This window comes from Binatus sp. (SeqCode), from assembly GCF_050013435.1.
In the GTDB taxonomy this organism is placed as follows: Bacteria; Desulfobacterota; Binatia; order Binatales; family Binataceae; genus Binatus.
In genome coordinates this window covers 1-17054 of record NZ_JBEKFG010000018.1, presented here as the reverse complement: position 1 = coordinate 17054, position 17054 = coordinate 1, and the positions used below count along the sequence as shown (strand labels likewise).

General features: G+C 62.3%; 14 protein-coding genes. 5 read left to right on the top strand and 9 right to left on the bottom strand.

Annotated elements, in window-relative coordinates; all coding sequences use genetic code 11:
- Positions 1–11: 11 nt before the first annotated feature.
- The 4 genes from metK to ABSB13_RS05555 form a co-directional block, all read right to left on the bottom strand.
- The gene (metK, locus tag ABSB13_RS05570) at positions 12–1199 is read right to left on the bottom strand and encodes a methionine adenosyltransferase (RefSeq protein ID WP_428106254.1); all 1188 of its coding nucleotides are present in this window, start codon (positions 1197–1199) and stop codon (positions 12–14) included.
- A gap of 262 nt (positions 1200–1461) precedes the next feature.
- Complete coding sequence (locus ABSB13_RS05565) at positions 1462–1713, bottom strand: HPr family phosphocarrier protein (protein WP_428106252.1); 252 nt, start codon at positions 1711–1713, stop codon at positions 1462–1464.
- A gap of 70 nt (positions 1714–1783) precedes the next feature.
- Complete coding sequence (locus ABSB13_RS05560; RefSeq protein ID WP_428106250.1) at positions 1784–3238, bottom strand: MFS transporter; 1455 nt, start codon at positions 3236–3238, stop codon at positions 1784–1786.
- Positions 3239–3317: 79 nt separating this feature from the next.
- On the bottom strand, positions 3318–4364 hold the full coding sequence (locus ABSB13_RS05555; protein WP_428106248.1) for a DHH family phosphoesterase: 1047 nt from the start codon (positions 4362–4364) through the stop codon (positions 3318–3320).
- Between the two features lie 307 nt (positions 4365–4671).
- On the opposite strand from ABSB13_RS05555, the gene ABSB13_RS05550 reads away from it, so the two are divergent.
- Together ABSB13_RS05550 and lysS are read left to right on the top strand one after the other, a co-directional pair.
- Entirely contained in the window at positions 4672–4851 is a 180-nt protein-coding gene (locus ABSB13_RS05550) for a hypothetical protein (protein ID WP_428106245.1), read from the top strand.
- A gap of 30 nt (positions 4852–4881) precedes the next feature.
- Positions 4882–6513, top strand: a complete 1632-nt coding sequence (gene lysS / locus ABSB13_RS05545; RefSeq protein WP_428106242.1) for a lysine--tRNA ligase — start codon at positions 4882–4884, stop codon at positions 6511–6513.
- Here the strand turns inward: lysS and hemW are convergent.
- A complete protein-coding gene (gene hemW / locus ABSB13_RS05540; protein WP_428106239.1) occupies positions 6510–7664 on the bottom strand; it encodes a radical SAM family heme chaperone HemW in 1155 nt (384 codons plus the stop codon). The two genes, lysS and hemW, sit on opposite strands and share 4 nt — an antisense overlap.
- 78 nt (positions 7665–7742) lie before the next feature.
- On the opposite strand from hemW, the gene murJ reads away from it, so the two are divergent.
- Positions 7743–9416, top strand: coding sequence for a murein biosynthesis integral membrane protein MurJ (gene murJ / locus ABSB13_RS05535; protein WP_428106237.1), 1674 nt, complete (start codon positions 7743–7745; stop codon positions 9414–9416).
- On the opposite strand, the gene ABSB13_RS05530 is transcribed toward murJ, so the two are convergent.
- Both ABSB13_RS05530 and ABSB13_RS05525 read right to left on the bottom strand, forming a co-directional pair.
- On the bottom strand, positions 9367–10908 hold the full coding sequence (locus ABSB13_RS05530; RefSeq protein WP_428106234.1) for a PfkB family carbohydrate kinase: 1542 nt from the start codon (positions 10906–10908) through the stop codon (positions 9367–9369). The two genes, murJ and ABSB13_RS05530, sit on opposite strands and share 50 nt — an antisense overlap.
- A gap of 274 nt (positions 10909–11182) precedes the next feature.
- On the bottom strand, positions 11183–11947 hold the full coding sequence (locus ABSB13_RS05525; RefSeq protein WP_428106231.1) for an SDR family NAD(P)-dependent oxidoreductase: 765 nt from the start codon (positions 11945–11947) through the stop codon (positions 11183–11185).
- Between the two features lie 279 nt (positions 11948–12226).
- Between ABSB13_RS05525 and ABSB13_RS05520 the strand changes: the two genes are divergently transcribed.
- Both ABSB13_RS05520 and ABSB13_RS05515 read left to right on the top strand, forming a co-directional pair.
- A complete protein-coding gene (locus ABSB13_RS05520) occupies positions 12227–13660 on the top strand; it encodes a 4-hydroxyphenylacetate 3-hydroxylase N-terminal domain-containing protein (RefSeq protein WP_428106228.1) in 1434 nt (477 codons plus the stop codon).
- A gap of 289 nt (positions 13661–13949) precedes the next feature.
- On the top strand, positions 13950–14948 hold the full coding sequence (locus ABSB13_RS05515; RefSeq protein WP_428106226.1) for a hypothetical protein: 999 nt from the start codon (positions 13950–13952) through the stop codon (positions 14946–14948).
- 717 nt (positions 14949–15665) lie between these two features.
- On the opposite strand, the gene ABSB13_RS05510 is transcribed toward ABSB13_RS05515, so the two are convergent.
- Together ABSB13_RS05510 and ABSB13_RS05505 are read right to left on the bottom strand one after the other, a co-directional pair.
- The gene (locus ABSB13_RS05510) at positions 15666–16481 is read right to left on the bottom strand and encodes an SDR family NAD(P)-dependent oxidoreductase (protein ID WP_428106223.1); all 816 of its coding nucleotides are present in this window, start codon (positions 16479–16481) and stop codon (positions 15666–15668) included.
- Between the two features lie 72 nt (positions 16482–16553).
- On the bottom strand, positions 16554–17054 hold a 501-nt coding region (locus ABSB13_RS05505), incomplete at its 5' end, for an acyl-CoA dehydrogenase family protein (RefSeq protein WP_428106221.1).

The following is a 17054-nucleotide window of genomic DNA, read 5'->3' as shown; positions in this document are numbered from 1 at the left end:
GCGGTGCGCTATCAGCTGCGGCCGTCGAGCCCGAACGCGCTGCGCAGAGTCTCGGCCATATCGACCCGCTCCCACGGGAACAGCCCGTCATGCGGGGTGCGGCCGAAGTGTCCGTAGGCGGCGGTCGGCTGATAGATCGGGCGCTTCAAGTTCAGCGTCTTGATGATTCCGGCGGGCCGGAAATCGAACAGCTCGCGCAGGGTGGCCGAGAGCTTGTTCTGCGGCACGACGCCGGTGTCGAAGGTATCGACGAGTATCGAGACCGGCTCGGCGACGCCGATCGCGTAGGCGACCTGGATTTCGCATTTCGTGGCGAGTCCCGCCGCGACAACATTCTTGGCCACGTGACGCGCCATGTAGCAGGCCGAGCGATCGACCTTGCTCGGGTCCTTGCCCGAGAACGCGCCGCCGCCGTGACGGCCGTAGCCGCCGTAGGTATCGACGATGATTTTGCGCCCGGTGAGTCCGCAATCGCCATGCGGTCCGCCGATGATGAAGCTGCCGGTGGGATTGACGTGGTAGACCGTGGCGCGAGTCAGGTACTGTTCGGGAATGGTCTTCTTGATCAATTGCTCAATCACCGACTCGCGGATTTTTTCGTATTTCACGTCCGGCGAATGCTGCGTCGAGATGACCACCGCCGTCACTTCGACCGGCCGGCCGTCGGCGTAGCGCACCGTGACCTGGCTCTTGGAGTCGGGGCGCAGAAAATCGAGCTGACGGGTTTTGCGCAGCTTGGTCAGATTTTCCATCAGCCGATGCGCCATCGCGATCGGCAGCGGCATCGATTCCGGCGTCTCGTCGCACGCGAAACCGAACATCAGGCCCTGATCGCCGGCGCCCTGTTCCTTGTGCAGCCCCTGCCCCTCGGTCACACCCTGCGAGATATCGGCCGACTGCGGCTCGATCGCGGTCAGCACCGCGCAGCGGTTGCCGTCGAAACCGACCTCGGTGCTGTCGTACCCGATTTCGACCGCGGTCTGCCGCGCGAGTTTCACATAGTCGGGGCGTGCGCGGCTGGTGATCTCGCCGGCCAGCACGATCAGCCCGGTCTTGGCCAGCGACTCAAGGGCGACGCGCGAGTCGGGGTCCTCGGCGATGAGCGCATCGAGCACGGCGTCTGAAATCTGATCGCACATTTTGTCCGGATGGCCTTCGGAGACTGACTCGGACGTGAACAGGAAATCCTTAAGCGGCATTAGCAATTGCTCCTTGAAAAGCGTGTTTTCGGGTGCGCCGTCGCAGACCGGAATTCAACTTACGCGGGCGGCGCGCGGGACTGAGAAGTTCAATTGAGTTCTATTCCAGAGGGGTCAGCATAGCGCCTGCCGGAAAGTGAAAAAACGGCAACGCGCCTCAAGATTTTCAGGTAGTGATGGGTATAACTGACCAATCGGACAGAATCAAGATGGCGCGCAGCGTGAACTGCTCGGTTCGCCGCGACAGCTCGACTCTGCCCGCTCATTCCTCGCCGAAGCGCTCGTCGAACAGCGTCTGCACGGCCTTGAGAGCCTCGCGCGCGTCGGCGCCTTCGGCACGGACCTTGAGCTTGGAGCCCTGCGCCGCCCCCAGCATCATCAGGCTGGTCATGCTCTTGGCGCTGACCAGGTTCTTGCCGCGGCCAATCATCACCTGCGAGGTGAACTTCGCGGCCGTCTGCGCCAGCGCGGATGCGGCCCGCAGATGAAGTCCGAGCCGGTTCTTGACCTCCACGGTCGCCTCCGCCGCATTCACGAGCATTAAGATAAAGGTATCGCCGGCTTCGGTAAACGACCGCGCGCGATCAATCCGCTTGCGGAACTGTCTGCGCCGTGCGAGCAAGCTCGACGCCGGTCCGCCGCCCGCTCACTTCATCGCCGGCATGATACTCCAGCGGGATGAAAAGCACGGACGACATCAGCGCGAGAACTCCCATGATCACAAAGGCCGGGGTGAAATCATGCACCGACAGATGCCCGGTGCCGCGCGCGCCCATGCTCATGTGCAGCACCATCGCACCCAGCGCCACGCCGAGGCTCAAAAACAATTGCTGCGCCATGCTCGACAGACTGCTCGCGCCGCTCATCATCGCGTTGGATACGTCGGCATAGGCCAGGCTGCCCAGCGCGGTGAATTGAAGCGAGCGAAAGAATCCTCCGGTCAGCAGCGCCAATATGATGACGTAGTGTGGCGTCGTCGAGCGGAACAGCGAGTAGCTCACCATGATGAAAGCGCTGAGCACGCCGTTGCCGATCAGCACCGAGCGGAAACCCAGGCGCCGGATGATTGGCGTCGCCGTCATCTTCATGAACAAGGCACCCGCGGCGCTGGCGAACGTCAGCATTCCCGAGGCGAACGCGCTAAGTCCGAACACCACCTGCAGCAGCATCGCCAATAAAAACGGCAACGCGCCGATGCCCATCCGAAAAAATCCGCCGCCGATCGTAGCCGCGTTGAAGGTCGGGATTTTCATCAACCCCAGGTCGATGATCGGATAGTCGATGCGCTTGGCGTGCATGATGTAGAGCGCCATGCACATGCCGCCGCCGGCCATCACGCACATGACGATGCCGGCGGGAAGCACGCCGCGGCCAATCGACTCGAAGCCGAAGACCATGCCCGCCAGCCCCAGGCCGGTAAGCAGAAAGCCCCGCCAGTCGAGCGGGACGATCAAATCCTCGCGGATGTTGGGGATGTACCAGGTGATCAGCGTGATGCCGATCGCGCCGATCGGCACGTTGATGAAGAAAATCCAGCGCCAGGAATAATAGGTCACGATGAACCCGCCGATCGGCGGCCCGACCACCGGTCCCAGCACCGCGGGCACGGTCAAATAGGACATCGCGGTTACCAGCTCGGACTTGGCCACCGTTTTCAGCACGATCAAACGTCCGACCGGGACCATCATCGCCCCGCCGAAGCCCTGCGCGATACGCGCGGCGACCAGCTGCGGCAGCGATTGCGACACTCCGCAGAGCACCGAACCGATTGTGAAGATCACGATCGCGGCGCGAAAGACCGTGCGCGCGCCGAATCGATCCGCCATCCAGCCGCTGATCGGTATGAAAACCGCCAGGCTCAGCAGGTAGGAGGTGATCGCGAGGTTGAGCTTGATCGGATCCTCGCCCAACGATTTGGCCATCACCGGCAGCGCGGTCGAGATGACTGTCGAGTCGAGCATCTCCATGAACAGCGCGCAGCCGACAATCATCGGCGCCAGAAATTCGAGCGGAGAAATTTTGAACAGCCTCGGACTCATCGGACCAGATCACACATCGCCGGCAACCACGATATGTAAATCGCGCCAACCGGTAAACGGCCGTGCGGCGGCGCGCGCGTCAGTTGCCGTTGCGGCCGGGCGCGCTGCGCGCTCCGCCGGCTTCGGCGTCGCCCTTGATCGCCGCGGCGAACAATTCGCGCAGCCGCGATTCGATTTGCGCGTCGCGGGTAGTGCCCTCGCGCCGACGCCATGCGCGCAACGGGATCACCGCCTTGGCCATGTTGCGATGGCCGCCGGCGCTGCCGATATCGGCGAACAGATTCTTCACCGCCTCGCCCGCGTTGTCTCCGCTCATCCCGTGGTTGCGCACGCTTATCACCAGCTTGCCGCTGAGCTTGCCCGCCACCGCCACCCACGCCACGCCCTCGAACTGCAGGCAGAAGTCCGCCATCTGCACGATCAGGTCGTCGCGCTCGACGTGGCCGAGATTGAGCACGACCAGCCGGTCCTTGACCACCATCCGTTTCATCGCGCGCGCCAAGATTCGTGCGAAACTGAGCGGCAGCTCGGGACGATCGATCTGCCGGAGCATACTGTAGTTGGCCAGCGGAACCAGAAGCGTGAACGCTTGCAGGTCGTCGTCGGTCACGCGGCGCGACAACGCCAAAGTGTCGCTGCGAATTCCGTAGAGCAACGCGGTCGCCAGGCGCTCGCTGATTTTTTCGTCCGCCGTGACCAGGTACTCGGTCATGATCGTCGCAGTCGCGCCGTATTTCGTCCGCACGTCCTCGAACTCAGCGGCGCCGCCGGGGTAGCCGGTATGATGATCGATCACGATATCGGCGCGCGGAATTTTCTCGCCGAAGTACGGCGGCTGCACATCGACCATCGCAATCTTGTCGAAGGCGCGCAGTTCCTCCGTATCGGCCGGCTGGATTTCGATCTCCAGCAGATGCTCCATGGTGCGATTTTCCGGCCGCGTCACCGGCTTGAACGCGAACAGCGGCGTGGTCTGCTTGTTGCGCCCGAGCAGCGTCCGCAGCGCCATCGCGCTCGCCATCCCGTCGGGATCGGGATCGTCCTGCAGCACGATCGCCACGCGATCGCCTTCGCCGACCATCGCGCGCAATTCCTTGATTTTCTGCCTGGTGAACGTCTGATCCATAATTAAGATGAAACAATCCCGCGCCGCCTCGAGCGACGACGGGCGAAGTCGTCGGTTTAGCCGCGGACAGCTCGGGTGCGGGCGTTTGGGGCGCGATCAGCTCGAATAACGGGACCGGCGGTCCGAAAATGCAGGCAGTCGTCACAATCCTGGCGAGCCGTGGAAGAATTCATGGGTGGTCCCGAAATACCACAGCGCAAAGCGTTGAAGCAATGATATAGAATAAGAGCCGTTTATGGATTCCACCGATTCCCATTCCAATAAATTTCACTGTGCGATCTGCCGCCGGACATTCGCCGAGTGGTTGTTGCGCATTTCCGTCGAAGATACCGCGGGCTTTCGCCAAGAGGCCTTTATCTGCGGCAACTGCGCGGTTAAACTCCGGCTCGCCTCGGAAAAAAATCGCGACCTGCAGATCGATCCGTGGATACACGAGGCGGTCGCCAGCGTGCTGCGCGGCAAGAATCCCGACAAGCCGGAAAGCTAGCCGGGCTGGTCCAAGGAAGAAAACTGATCGATGGCGGACGTATCGAGACCCGGCCGTTCGGATAAGTCAGATTCGCAGCCCGGCAACGCGGCCGGTGCGGAACTATGGCCGCGTGAAGAAGCCCGACGGCTTGCAGAGCGCGTCGCGGCGTACGAGCCAGCGCGTCCGGTAATTTTCCAGAGCGGCTTCGGCCCGTCGGGTTTGCCGCATCTGGGCACGATGGCGGAAATCCTGCGTCCGTCGTTCGTGCGCAAGGCGTTTGCTCTGATCGAGCCGTCACGGCCGTCGCGGCTGATCGTTTTCATCGACGACCTCGATGGACTCCGCAAGGTGCCGGAGAACGTGCCCAACCGCGAGGACGTCGAGCAATATCTCGGCATCCCGGTCTCGAAGATCCCCGACCCGTTTGGATGCTGCGCGAGCTTTGCCGATCACATGATCGGGCTGCTCGGCGGATTTCTGGCGCCGGTCGAGGTCGAGTACGAACTGATGCGCGCGGCCGAGATGTATTCGTCGGGGCGCTTCGACGAGGGACTGAAGCTGATCCTCGACAAGCACGCGGAGATTACCGCGATCATCGCGCCGACGCTGCGCGAGGAAAATCGCGCGGGATGGTCGCCGTTCATGCCGATTTGTCCCAACTGCGGGCAAGTCGTCGAGCGAACGGTGTCGGCTTACCACCCCGAGCGCGCATCGATCGAGTTCGCGTGCGAAAAGAGCGCGGGCGGCAGGCCGGGATGCGGTTTTCGCGGCGAGCAGTCGGTGCTTGGCGGCAAGGCGAAGGTGCAATGGAAGGTCGACTGGGCGCTGCGATGGTACGTGCTCAAGGTCGATTACGAATTGTACGGAAAGGATCTCACCGACTCGGCGCGGCTCTCGGGACAAATTATGCGCGTGCTTGGTGCGCAGCCGCCGCTGGGATTTCCGTTCGAGATGTTCCTCGACGAGGAAGGGCGCAAGGTCTCGAAGTCAGTCGGACGCGGCGTGACGGTCGAACAGTGGACGCGTTACGCGCCGATCGAGGTGCTCAAATTTTTTCTGCTGCTCAATCCGCGCCGCGCGCGCAAGCTGTTTCTCGAGGCGATTCCGCAATACGTCGACGAATACCTCGACGCGTTGCGCGCCTACGCGGCGGCGTCGGAGCAGCAGCGGCGCGAATCGGTGCTCGAATTTGTCATCCAGAGCACGACCCCGAGGCGATTCAACTCGGCGCTCAGCTTCGGGCTGATGATGAACGCCGTCGGCGCGCTGGGCACTTCGGATCGCGGCCACATCTGGGAATATCTGGTCCGCTACGACGCGTCGATCGCGGGCGATCCCGAAACGGAGGCGATGGGCCGGACGCTGATGGAATGCGCGCTCAATTTCTACTGCGATTTCATCGTGAGGGAACCCTACACGCCGTCGGATACGCAGCGCGCGCAGCTGAAAAGCCTCGCGGCGTATCTGGTTGAAAATCAGGGTGCGAGCGCCGAAGAGATCGAGAAGAAGATTTACGATCTCGGCCGCGAAAATTACGACAAGCCCGGCAAGATTTTTCCGCTTCTGTATCGATCGATTCTCGGCCAGGAGCGCGGACCGCGCCTGGGCGCGTTCATCCGGCTTGCCACGCCGGCCCGCATCGTCGAACTGCTCGACGCAACGATCGCGCGCACCGGCTAGACGAATTCGGCGAACACGGAGTCGGCCATTTCCAGGCCGCGATCGGTCAGCTTGATTCGGCCGCGCTCGAGCGTCAGCAACCCGTTTTCGAACAGCGTGGTGGCGACGCTCCCGAAGATGGATTCGAAGCTGCGGCCGAAGCGCTCGTGAAAATCGGCCAGCGCGAAGCCTTCGCGCAGCCGTAGATTGAGAAACACAAATTCGCTCTGCGCGCCGGCTTCGTCGATCGTTTCAGCGCCGGCCTCCGCGTTTCTGCGCTCTTCGATCGCGGAAATGTAACGCGCCGGGAGTTTCTCGTTCCACCATCGCTTGCGCTGGCCGCCGCGCCCGTCACCTGCGTAGCTGTGAGCGCCCGCGCCGATTCCGAGGTACGTCTGCGCGCGCCAGTAGGTCAGGTTGTGGCGCGCTTCGTGGCCGGGCGCTGCATAGTTCGAAATTTCATACATAGCGTAGCCGCGCCGCGGGATTTCTTCGCGCACGGTTTGATACATCGCGGCCTGCTCGTCAGTCGCGAGCTGTTTGATTCGTCCGTGCTTCAAGTCCGTGAAAAAAGCGGTGCCTTCTTCGAAGGTCAGGTTGTATGCCGAGATGTGATCGGGTTCGAGCGCGGCCACCGATTCGATGTCGAAGAGAACATCGGCAACCGTCTGTCCCGGAACCGCGAAGATCAAATCGAGATTGAGGCGATCGAAGCCGGCGCGATACGCCATTCTTACAGCTGTGCGGGTTTCGTCGGCGCAATGAATCCGGCCGAGAAACTTGAGCGTCGCGGCATTGAACGACTGCGCGCCGAAACTGATTCGATTTACCTCCGCCGCGCGCATCCCGCCGAGTTTCGCCAGGTCCACGGTGCCCGGATTCGCTTCGAGGGTTATCTCGGCGTCGGGTTCTATCCCGCAGGCGCGATTGGCGGCGTCGATAATCTCGCCGATGGATTTGGGATCGAACAGCGACGGCGTTCCACCCCCAAAAAAGATGGTCCGGATGCGCTGGCCTGAATACGGCGGAGTGCTCGCCCGGTACTTCAGCTCGGAAATCAGCGCGCGGGTATATTGCGCTTCCGGCCATGAGGATGCCGCGTGCGAATTGAAGTCGCAGTACGGACACTTCGAGTGGCACCACGGAATATGGACGTAGAGCGAAAAGCTCACAGGACGATTGTAGCGCGCCTCGAACGCCCGCTACTACGCGCCTTTGACGGTCGCTATACTGCCTGCGTCAGAGGGCACTTGTCCGAAATCGCACCCAATCGTCAGGATCGCAACGAACCGCGCGCCGAGGCACGCCCCGGCCCCGCGGGCGCGAGCGGATCGGGCGCGAGCCGGGCCGGCACGATCGCCGCGGGCGTGTTGCTCAGCCGGATTGCCGGTCTCGTCCGGGACAGCATCTTCGCGCATTTCCTCGGCGACTCGGCCACCGCGGACGCGTTCAAGGCGGGGTTTCGCATCCCGAACATTCTGCAGAACCTGTTCGGCGAGGGCGTGCTGTCGGCGTCGTTCATCCCGGTTTACGGAAAATTGCTGGGCGAGGGCGACAATGAAACCGCCGACATGCTGGCGTGGGGCGTCGGCGCGATTCTGACTCTCGGCGTATCGGTGATGGTGGCGATCGGCGTGATGGTGACGCCGTATCTGATCGACGTGATCGCGCCGGGCTTCGCGGGCGACAAACGCGAGCTGACGATACAGATCGTGCGCATCCTGTTTCCCGGCGCAGGATTGCTGGTGATGTCGGCGTGGTTTCTCGGCGTCCTGAACAGCCATCACAAATTTTTCGTCTCGTACACCGCGCCGGTGGCGTGGAATGTCGCAATGATCGCGGCACTGCTCTACTACGGGCCGCGCCGCTCGCAGGACGGGCTTGCGATCTTGATCTCGTGGGCGTCGGTGGTCGGCTCCGCTTTGCAAATCGCGGTACAGGTGCCGCAAACGCTTGCGCTGCTGAGAAAGAATCGCATCGACTTCGCACGCATCGCCGCGCCGCTCCGATCCGTGTTCCACAATCTGACGCCGGTGGTCCTCAGCCGCGGCGTAGTCAACCTGAGCGCTTACGTGGACAACGTGCTGGCGAGCCTCTTGCCGACCGGCGCCGTCGCCGCGCTCAACTACGGCCAGTTGCTCTACATGGTGCCGATCAGCCTGTTCGGATACTCGGTGGCCGCGTCGGAGTTGCCCGCGATGTCGCGCGCCGCCGGTGCGATGCCCGAGCAAATGAGCGCGATTCTGCGTATTCGATTGAACCGGGGACTGCGCCAAATCGCATTCCTGGTGGTCCCGTCGTCCGCGGCTTTTTTGATTCTCGGCGACGTGATCGTCGCGATGATTTATCAATCCGGCGCTTTCACCCGCGCCGATGCGGTTTACGTGTGGGCCGTGCTCGCGGGTTCGGGGGTGGGGCTGCTCGCGGCCACGATGGGCCGGTTGTACAATTCGGCGTTCTACGCGCTGTTCGACACCCGCACCCCGCTTCGATTCGCACTAATCCGCGTCGCGCTGACGCTGGTGCTCGGCTATCTGTGCGCGATTCCACTGCCGCCGATGCTCGGAATCGCGCAGAAGTGGGGCGTTGCCGGACTGACGGTGTCAGCGGGCGCGGCGGGATGGGTTGAGTTTGCGATGCTGCGATGGGCGCTCAACGGGCGTATCGGATGGACCGGGCTCGAGCGTTCGTATCTGGCGAAATTGTGGGCGCTGGCTCTTGGAGCCGCCGCGCTCGCATTCATCCTGAAACTTCGGATGGCGGGATTCGGGCCGCGCATCCAGGGGTTGGCGGTACTTTCGACTTACGGCGGGCTCTACCTGTTCGGCGCCTGGATGCTTGCGATGCCGGAACTCAAGCAATTCACCGATCAAATCACGCGCCGTCTTTCCCCGCGCGCGGCTTCGAACTCATCCGATCAATAGTCGCGCTGGTGGAGCGTCCGCCCAGCAACGGCGCCAGCGCCACGGTTCCTCCGCGCGATTCGACGAATGCCTGGCCGTCAACCCGCTTGCCGCGCCAATCCTCGCCCTTGATCAAGACGTCGGGTTTAACCGCGCGAATAATTTTCTCGGCCCGCGTTTCGTCGAACACAACTACGTAATCAACCGCTTCCAGCGCGGCGAGGATTCTCGCCCGCTCCGCCGCGGGATAGATGGGGCGCGCGTCGCCCTTGAGCCGCCGCACGCTGCGATCGCTGTTGAGTCCGACCACGAGCAGGTCGGCCTGCGCGCGCGCAAACGCGAGCATCTGGATATGCCCGGCGTGCAGCAGATCGAAGCATCCGTTGGTAAACGCGATTCGCCGGCCGGCGCGCCGCTCGCGCTCCAGCGCCGCCTTGAGTTCGTCGATCGAATGGATTTTGCGCTCGTAGCTCAAGTGAGCGGGACTCAGCGCGCGGGCGAGATCTTCGCGCGTGATCACTTCCGTGCCGATCCGGGTCACCTCGATGCTCGCGGCCAGGTTCGCGATCGTCGCCGCCGACGAGAAGCCCAGTCCCGCGATCGAAAACATCCCGAACACGCTCAGCACCACGTCGCCCGCTCCCGTCACGTCGTAAACCTCGCGCGGCACCGTCGATACGTAGGTGTCTTTGCCGCCGCGCTCCGCCAGGTACATCCCGTCGCGATCGAGCGTTATCAGGCACGCCTCCAGGCCGAGCTTGCGCACCAGAGTTTCGGCCGCCTTGCGCCACGCGCCGCGATCGGTAAGCTGCATCCCGGTGGCGACTTCGGTTTCGTGACGATTGGGCGTAAGCGCGGTGGCGCCGCGATAAATCGAAAAGTCCTCGGTCCGGCGCGGATCGACAATCACCGGGATGCCGCGCGCCCGGGCTCCATCGATCAGCGCCCGCAACACGGCCTGCGTCAGCATTCCCTTGTCGATATCCGATATCAGCACCCCGTCGCAGCTGCGAAGCTCGGACTTGACGCGGGCAATCAGCTCGCGTTCGCGCGCGGGCTTGAGCGCGCTCGGGTCTTCCTCATCGACGCGCAGCAGTTGCTGGGTCGCGCGATGGGCCGCCTGCACGGAACCGAGCATTCGATCCTTGACGATGGTGGGGCGGTCGGGATCGATCAGAATCGAGCGCGTATCGATTCCCAGATCGGCGAAAATCTCGCGCAGCAGAGCGCCGTTGCGATCCGCGCCCACCACGCTGAGCGCGCTCACCTCGGCGCCGAGCGCGCGCAAGTTCGCCATCACGAAGCCGGCGTTGCCGGGCTTTTCCTCGCGGCGTTGCACGCGCAGGATCGGAATCGGCGCTTCGGGCGAGATTCGCGCGACGTCGCCCCACAGGTAGCGATCGAGAATTACCTCGCCGGCCACCAACACGCGCAATGGTTTGAGCGCCGGCAGGCCGTGCTCGTGACGCGCCGATTCAGGACGAGCGGAAGAGGGCGTTTTGCGTCGAGTCATGATGCGGCATCTTACGCCGGCGCGCCGCCCGCGTTAAACAGCAGGGGTGACCCCTGCACCCAATGTTAAGGCCGCGCTCCGTTGTCGCGCGCGGGCAGGGGCTGCTGGCGGGCGTTGCACCTCTCCCGGCGCTCACCCCGTTTGAGTTTTTCACCAACTCGCGCCGCCCGTGCGCCAGTGGCACGTGCTTGGACAAGGAGAGGTTATTGGAACAGAAGAAGGAAGGGGGATCCGGGATTCTTCCCCTTCGAGGACTCAGGGCTTCGGCTCATTCTCATCTGATCGCGTAGCCGCCATCCACGACGACGGTCGATCCGGTTATGAAGTCCGACGCTTGCGAAGCCAGAAACACCGCCGCACCGGCGGTCTCCTCGGGCTTGCCGAAGCGGCCGGCCGGAGTGCGCGCGATTATTTCCTGGAACCACGGGCCGCGCTGCGCGATCACCGTCATGTCGGTCTCGATCCATCCCGGCAAGATCGCGTTGACCTGGATGTTGTGCGGCGCCAGCTCGATCGCCATCGTCTTGGTCACCTGCACCAGCGCGCCCTTCGCCGCTGCGTACGGAATTATGCTTTGCGCGCCGAACAGGGAATATTCGCTCACGATATTGATTATCTTGCCTTGCTTGCGAGCCGCCATCGATTGCGCCGCGATCTGCGAAAGGAAAAAGCATGAGTTCAGGTTCGTTTCGATCACGCGGTCCCAGTCCTCGGCCCTGAAATTCAACGCGCTGCCCACCAGCGCGATACCGGCGTTGTTGACGAGGATCGAGATGGGTCCCAGCTTGCGCTCGACCTCCTCCATCGCCGGGCGCAGGTCGTCGCGCCGCGTCACGTCGAGCTTGATCGCTATAGCAGGCACGCCCGCCCTGGCGAGTTCGTCCACGACGGCGCGATTCTTCTCTTCGTTGCGCGCCAGGATCGCGACCGCCGCGCCGGCCTCGGCAAATCCGAGCGCGATCCCGCGTCCGATACCCCCGTTGCCGCCCGTGACCACGGCGACCTTGCCGCTCAAATCGAACATTTTTGGACTCGCCATAACGCTTCTCCCACGCGGCAGGGGTGACCCCTGCACCCAAGGTTAAGGCCGCGCTCTGTTGTCGCGCGCGGGCAGTTGGACAGCGCACGCTCTGCGCTTCTATATTGGCGTTTCGCCCGCGCCGCAACCGAGACGCGATGAGCAGCGCGTTTGCGGATGGCGATTAAAGAAAAGACGGAGATGGCGCGCTGTAACAGCACCCTCACCCCCGGCGCGGACGCCGTTCCCTCTCCCGCAAGCGGGCGAGGGTTAATAGGTACTCAAGAGGCATAGAGGACGATGGGACTACGGACGGCTGAACAGTACAAAAGCTCGCTGCGCGACGGCCGCGCGGTGTTTTTCAGGGGCGAACGGGTGGCCGACGTGACCGCGCATCCGGTAATCGGAATAGCAGTCGAGCATGCGGCGCTCGACTACCGGATGGCGCACGATCCGAAGTATCGCGACCTCGCGGTGGTGAAAGAGGGCGCCGACGAGTACAGCCGCTACTACCATGTTCCGCAAAATGGCGACGACCTGCTAAAGCGCAGCCGGCTGATCGCGGCGGCGACGCGCGAGGGCGCCACGCTGGTGGTGTTGATCAAGGAAATCGGCACCGACGCGATCCTCGCGCTGCATATCATCGGCGAACAGCTCGCGGCTGCCGGCAAGCCCGAGTACCGCGAGCGCATCCGCAACTACTACCGAAATTGCCGCGACAACGATCTCGCCGTCGCCGTCGCGCAAACCGACGCCAAGGGCGATCGCGCGCTCGGTCCCACCCAGCAGGATCATCCGGACTACTACGTGCGAATCGTCGAGGAGCGCCCCGACGGCATCGTCGTGCGCGGCGCCAAGGTTCACACCAGCGTCGCGACCAACACCAATGAGGTGATCGTCCTGCCGACGCGTGCGATGCGCGCCGAGGACCAGGCCTACGCCGTCGCGTTCGCGTTGCCGATCAACACGCCCGGCCTGAAGCTGCTCGCGTCGCCCCACGGCAGCTCGCATAAAAACGATTTCGAGCATCCGATCAGCGCGCGCCACAAGATGATGGAGACGCTGACGGTCTTCGACGACGTGTTCGTGCCCAAAGAGCGCGTCTTCCTGCAAGGCGAGATCGAATTTGCCGGTTTGCTCGCGCTGACCTTCGTACGGTTCCATCGCTTCACCGCCGTGTCGTACAAACTGCCGCTGCTCGAACTGATGGCGGGCGCCGGCCATGCGATCGCGGAGGCCAACGGAATCTCGCGCGCGGGTCACGTGCGCGACAAGCTCACCCATCTGGCGGCGTATCACACCACCGTGCGCGGACTTATCGAGCATGCCGCGCGCAGCTGCACGCTCGAGGACGGCGTCGCGGTGCCAAATACGCTGCTCACCAACGTCGCGAAGTATCACTTCGCTCACAACTACCATCAGGCGGTGCAAATCGTGCAGGACCTCGCCGGCGGCCTGCTGGTGACGGGGCCCGCCGCTGAAGATCTCACCAGCGAGGCGACCGGCGCCTACGTGCTCAAGTACATGGGCGGCGCGAAGGGTTTCGATGCGGAGAAGCGCCTGAGGCTGCTGAACCTGATCGGCGATCTCACGTCATCGGATTTCGGCGGCTACCAGGAAGTGCTTGCGGTGCACGCCGAAGGCGGATTCGAAGCCGAGAAGTTGCAGGCTTATCGCGAGTACGACTTCAAGACGGTGGCCGCATACGCGCGCAAGCTGGCGGGAATAGATTGAATGTGAAACCCACCGTGGCAGGGGTGACCTCTGCACCCAGTATTAAGGCCGCGCTCCGTTGTCGCGCGCGGTAGGAAGAATCACCTGCGCGGTGTGCGGCAGGGGTGACCCCTGCACCGCAGTGAGAAGACGCGAAAATCTGCGCAGCGCATCTTTTCGCGACTACGCGATGGCAGGGCTGACCGCAGGGGTGAACGCTGCACCCCAAGGAAGAATCACCTGCGCGGTGGGCGTCCGTTGCGGCGGAGGCGCATTTTGTCGCAGTTGAAGCGATCGCAACTTAAGGACCTTGTGCGGCTACAATTGCTATCAGCGACAGTTTGACAACCCCATGGAAACACACAGAGACATTCCTACCAACACGCTTGACAATGTCTTGCTCGCCGCTGCGGCGCTGTCCTCGTCAAATCTGTTCGTGGTTTCAGGCGCAGGCTTGGCGATTCCAGTGATTCCACCCATGGATGTGATCGTGCGGCTCGGAATCTCGGCGTATCATCAAATTGGTTCCTACCCTGCCCGGCAGGCGCCTCAAACCGAGATCAGAGAGCGGCTGTTACCCCCTCGCTCTCTTTTCGATCATGCGGAGCGCTGGAAGGGCTTTTTACTTTGCGGTGTTTATGACGAGGCTCTTGCCGCGTTCTTTCAGCGACACATTTATCGGCCCATTGAAGAAAGTGCGCCTGCGAACTATCGGATTTTCAACTTCGTGCCGCCGCCTGCCGTACTCTTTGACTTCAACACCGACGCACTGTTGGCCAATTACTGCGAACCACCTCATATCGTGCTCAATCCGCACGGCGCAATTGAGCGCCGCATTATCGAGCACCCGGAGTTCGAACAATTCCTTCGCGCTGCCGCAGAGTTTGGTTTGGCACTGCCAAATTCGTCCGGGTTGTGGCTTCCCGGTCCAGAACTGAAAACCATCACTCGACGCAATGAATATAAGTTCGCCACCGAGCGCTTGAGCAGGCCGGCCGAATTTCTTCTGCTGATCGGCTATTCATTCGGACGCCAGCCGAACGGTAACATCGATGACGATGAATCGTTCGAGTTTCTTGGCGAACTTCTCAAAAGGTTTCATCGACAAATCGTAGTTGTTGATCCATGTCCGGAACACGTATCTGGGCTTTTCGAAGACCGGCTTCGTCAACGGATCTGCGCATGCAAGCTGTACTGGAACCACTTCGCGGAGGCTGGCTGCCTTGCGATGGCCGAGACTCCCGACGCCCCAAACCTTTTTTGCCTGAGTCGGCGCATCGCGCAGGTCTATGATGAGAGAACACGGTAGGGACCTGGTGTGCGGCGCATCAGGCAATCGCGCCGCGCAGCAGCGCCGCGAAGGCATTTAGGTTGCGAGTATGCATATCTCCGGACCCGAACGATATAAGTTGAACTTTGATTCAACTAATTTCCAAGTCACGTGCGAAAGAGGCACGCCTAGGTTCTCCGGCATCGCGACTTCCAAGAAGCCGAAGCTTTATATCGTGAGCGCCGATGATAAACCCCCCTTCTATGTCGGGGTTACCAAACAATCGCTTCGAAACCGATTACGTCTCGGATGGAAAGCCAAGGGCGAGAGCGGCTATTACGGTTATGCTTGGCGCCACTGCAAGGCTGACGCATTCCTCGATGTCTGGTGCCAGGATGACGCCCCGGCTCACCGGCAGATGTTGGATATTGAGACACTTGAGGCCGAGGTCGTATTTCTAATTCGCTGCGCGGGACAATGGCCACTGGACCAGACAGAAATTCATTTCCACCCGTCATCCTCGACGCATAGAGAGACTGCGGTGGCAGTCTTGGCTCGGTACGCACTGAACCTCAGCTCAGTACCAGTTCGCGCGGGACGCGGCACCCTAACTGGGGCGAGGTGAATTCCCCCTTAACCCCTTCTAACAGGGCGAAGCCCGCATCCCTTTCCCCGTTTTAATACTGCAGGAAGTCCGAAACCCAGTTTGGGTTTCGGGAGGGTGCAGGGGCTCGCCCCTGCTCTACGCGCGCGCTACTAATGCAGTTCGCCACCGCCGGCGACGTTGATCGATTCGCCGGTAATGTTTTCCGCGCGGCACAAATAGACCACCGCCTCGCCGATATCGGCAGGCGTCTGCTCGCGCTTGAGGAAGGTAGTGCGCGCGATGAATTCGTCGAAGGCCGCCTCGCGATTTATCCCATATTGAACGGCGATCATCGGTCCGAGCACGTCGGTAAACATCGCAGTGCGCAGATACCCGGGGCATACCGCGTTGACGCGAATGTTCACCGGGCCGAGCTCTTCCGCCAGCGACTGGGTGAAGCCCACCGACGCGAACTTGCTCGCGCAGTACGCCGACATGCCGCCGTGGCCGGTCTTGCCCGCCACCGACGCGATATTCACGATCGCGCCCTCGCGCTGCTTCATCATGTGCGGGATACACGCCTTGGCGCACAGGAACTGGCCCTTCACATTCACCGCCATCACGCGGTCCCACGCTTCTTCGGCAAAGCTGCTCACCGGCCCGAACCCGATGATCCCCGCGTTGTTCACCAGGATATCGATCGAGCCGAGTTTCGCGGCCACCTCCGACGCCATCCGCTCCAGGTCGGCGAACCGCGTCACGTCGGCGAGGATCGGGATAGCCTTCACGCCGAGTCCCTTGACTTCCTCGACGCTGCTGTTCAGTTCAGTTTGCGCGCTCAAATTGTAGGTAAGCGCGCGGTCCGCCGGACTCCCTATATCGACGAGCGCGACGTTTGCGCCTGCCGCCCCGAGCTTGAGCGCGATTCCGCGGCCGATTCCACGCGCGGCGCCGGTGACGATTGCATTCTTGCCCTTGAGTTCCATCCGATTTTCTCCCTGCTCTGCGTGCTATCCGGCACGACGGCTGTGGACGGCGGTATGCGCGCCCGCGAGCTTTTACTCGAACGCGTTCTCGCCCGTGATGTCGCGGCCGAGGATCAACGTATGCACGTCGAAGGTGCCTTCGTAGGTGTTCACCGTCTCCAGGTTCAGCATGTGACGGATCACCGGGTACTCGTTGACGATTCCGTTGGCGCCGAGCATGTCGCGCGCATCGCGGGCGATCTTCAGCGCCTCGTTGACGTTATTTCTTTTTGCGAACGATACGTGCTCCGGGCGCATCTTGCCCTGGTCCTTCAGATGAGCCAGCCGCAGGCAAATCATCTGCGCCTTGGTGATCTCGGTCAGCATCCTCACCAGCTTTGCCTGCACCAGTTGATAGCCGGCCAGCGGACGCGAAAATTGCTTGCGCGATTTGGTGTAATCCAGCGCGCAATGGAAACACGACCGCGCCGCGCCGATCGCGCCCCACGCGATTCCGTAGCGCGCCTGCGTCAGGCATCCGAGCGGACCCTTCAGCCCGCGCGCTTTCTGCAGATGAGCGGTAGCGGGAATTCG

Coding starts and splice junctions, on each gene's coding strand:
- metK (WP_428106254.1), bottom strand. CDS start 1,199: ATGCCGCTTAAGGATTTCCTGTTCACGTCCGAGTCAGTCTCCGAAGGC.
- ABSB13_RS05560 (WP_428106250.1), bottom strand. CDS start 3,238: ATGAGTCCGAGGCTGTTCAAAATTTCTCCGCTCGAATTTCTGGCGCCG.
- ABSB13_RS05555 (WP_428106248.1), bottom strand. CDS start 4,364: ATGGATCAGACGTTCACCAGGCAGAAAATCAAGGAATTGCGCGCGATG.
- lysS (WP_428106242.1), top strand. CDS start 4,882: ATGGCGGACGTATCGAGACCCGGCCGTTCGGATAAGTCAGATTCGCAG.
- ABSB13_RS05530 (WP_428106234.1), bottom strand. CDS start 10,908: ATGACTCGACGCAAAACGCCCTCTTCCGCTCGTCCTGAATCGGCGCGT.
- ABSB13_RS05525 (WP_428106231.1), bottom strand. CDS start 11,947: ATGGCGAGTCCAAAAATGTTCGATTTGAGCGGCAAGGTCGCCGTGGTC.
- ABSB13_RS05520 (WP_428106228.1), top strand. CDS start 12,227: ATGGGACTACGGACGGCTGAACAGTACAAAAGCTCGCTGCGCGACGGC.
- ABSB13_RS05510 (WP_428106223.1), bottom strand. CDS start 16,481: ATGGAACTCAAGGGCAAGAATGCAATCGTCACCGGCGCCGCGCGTGGA.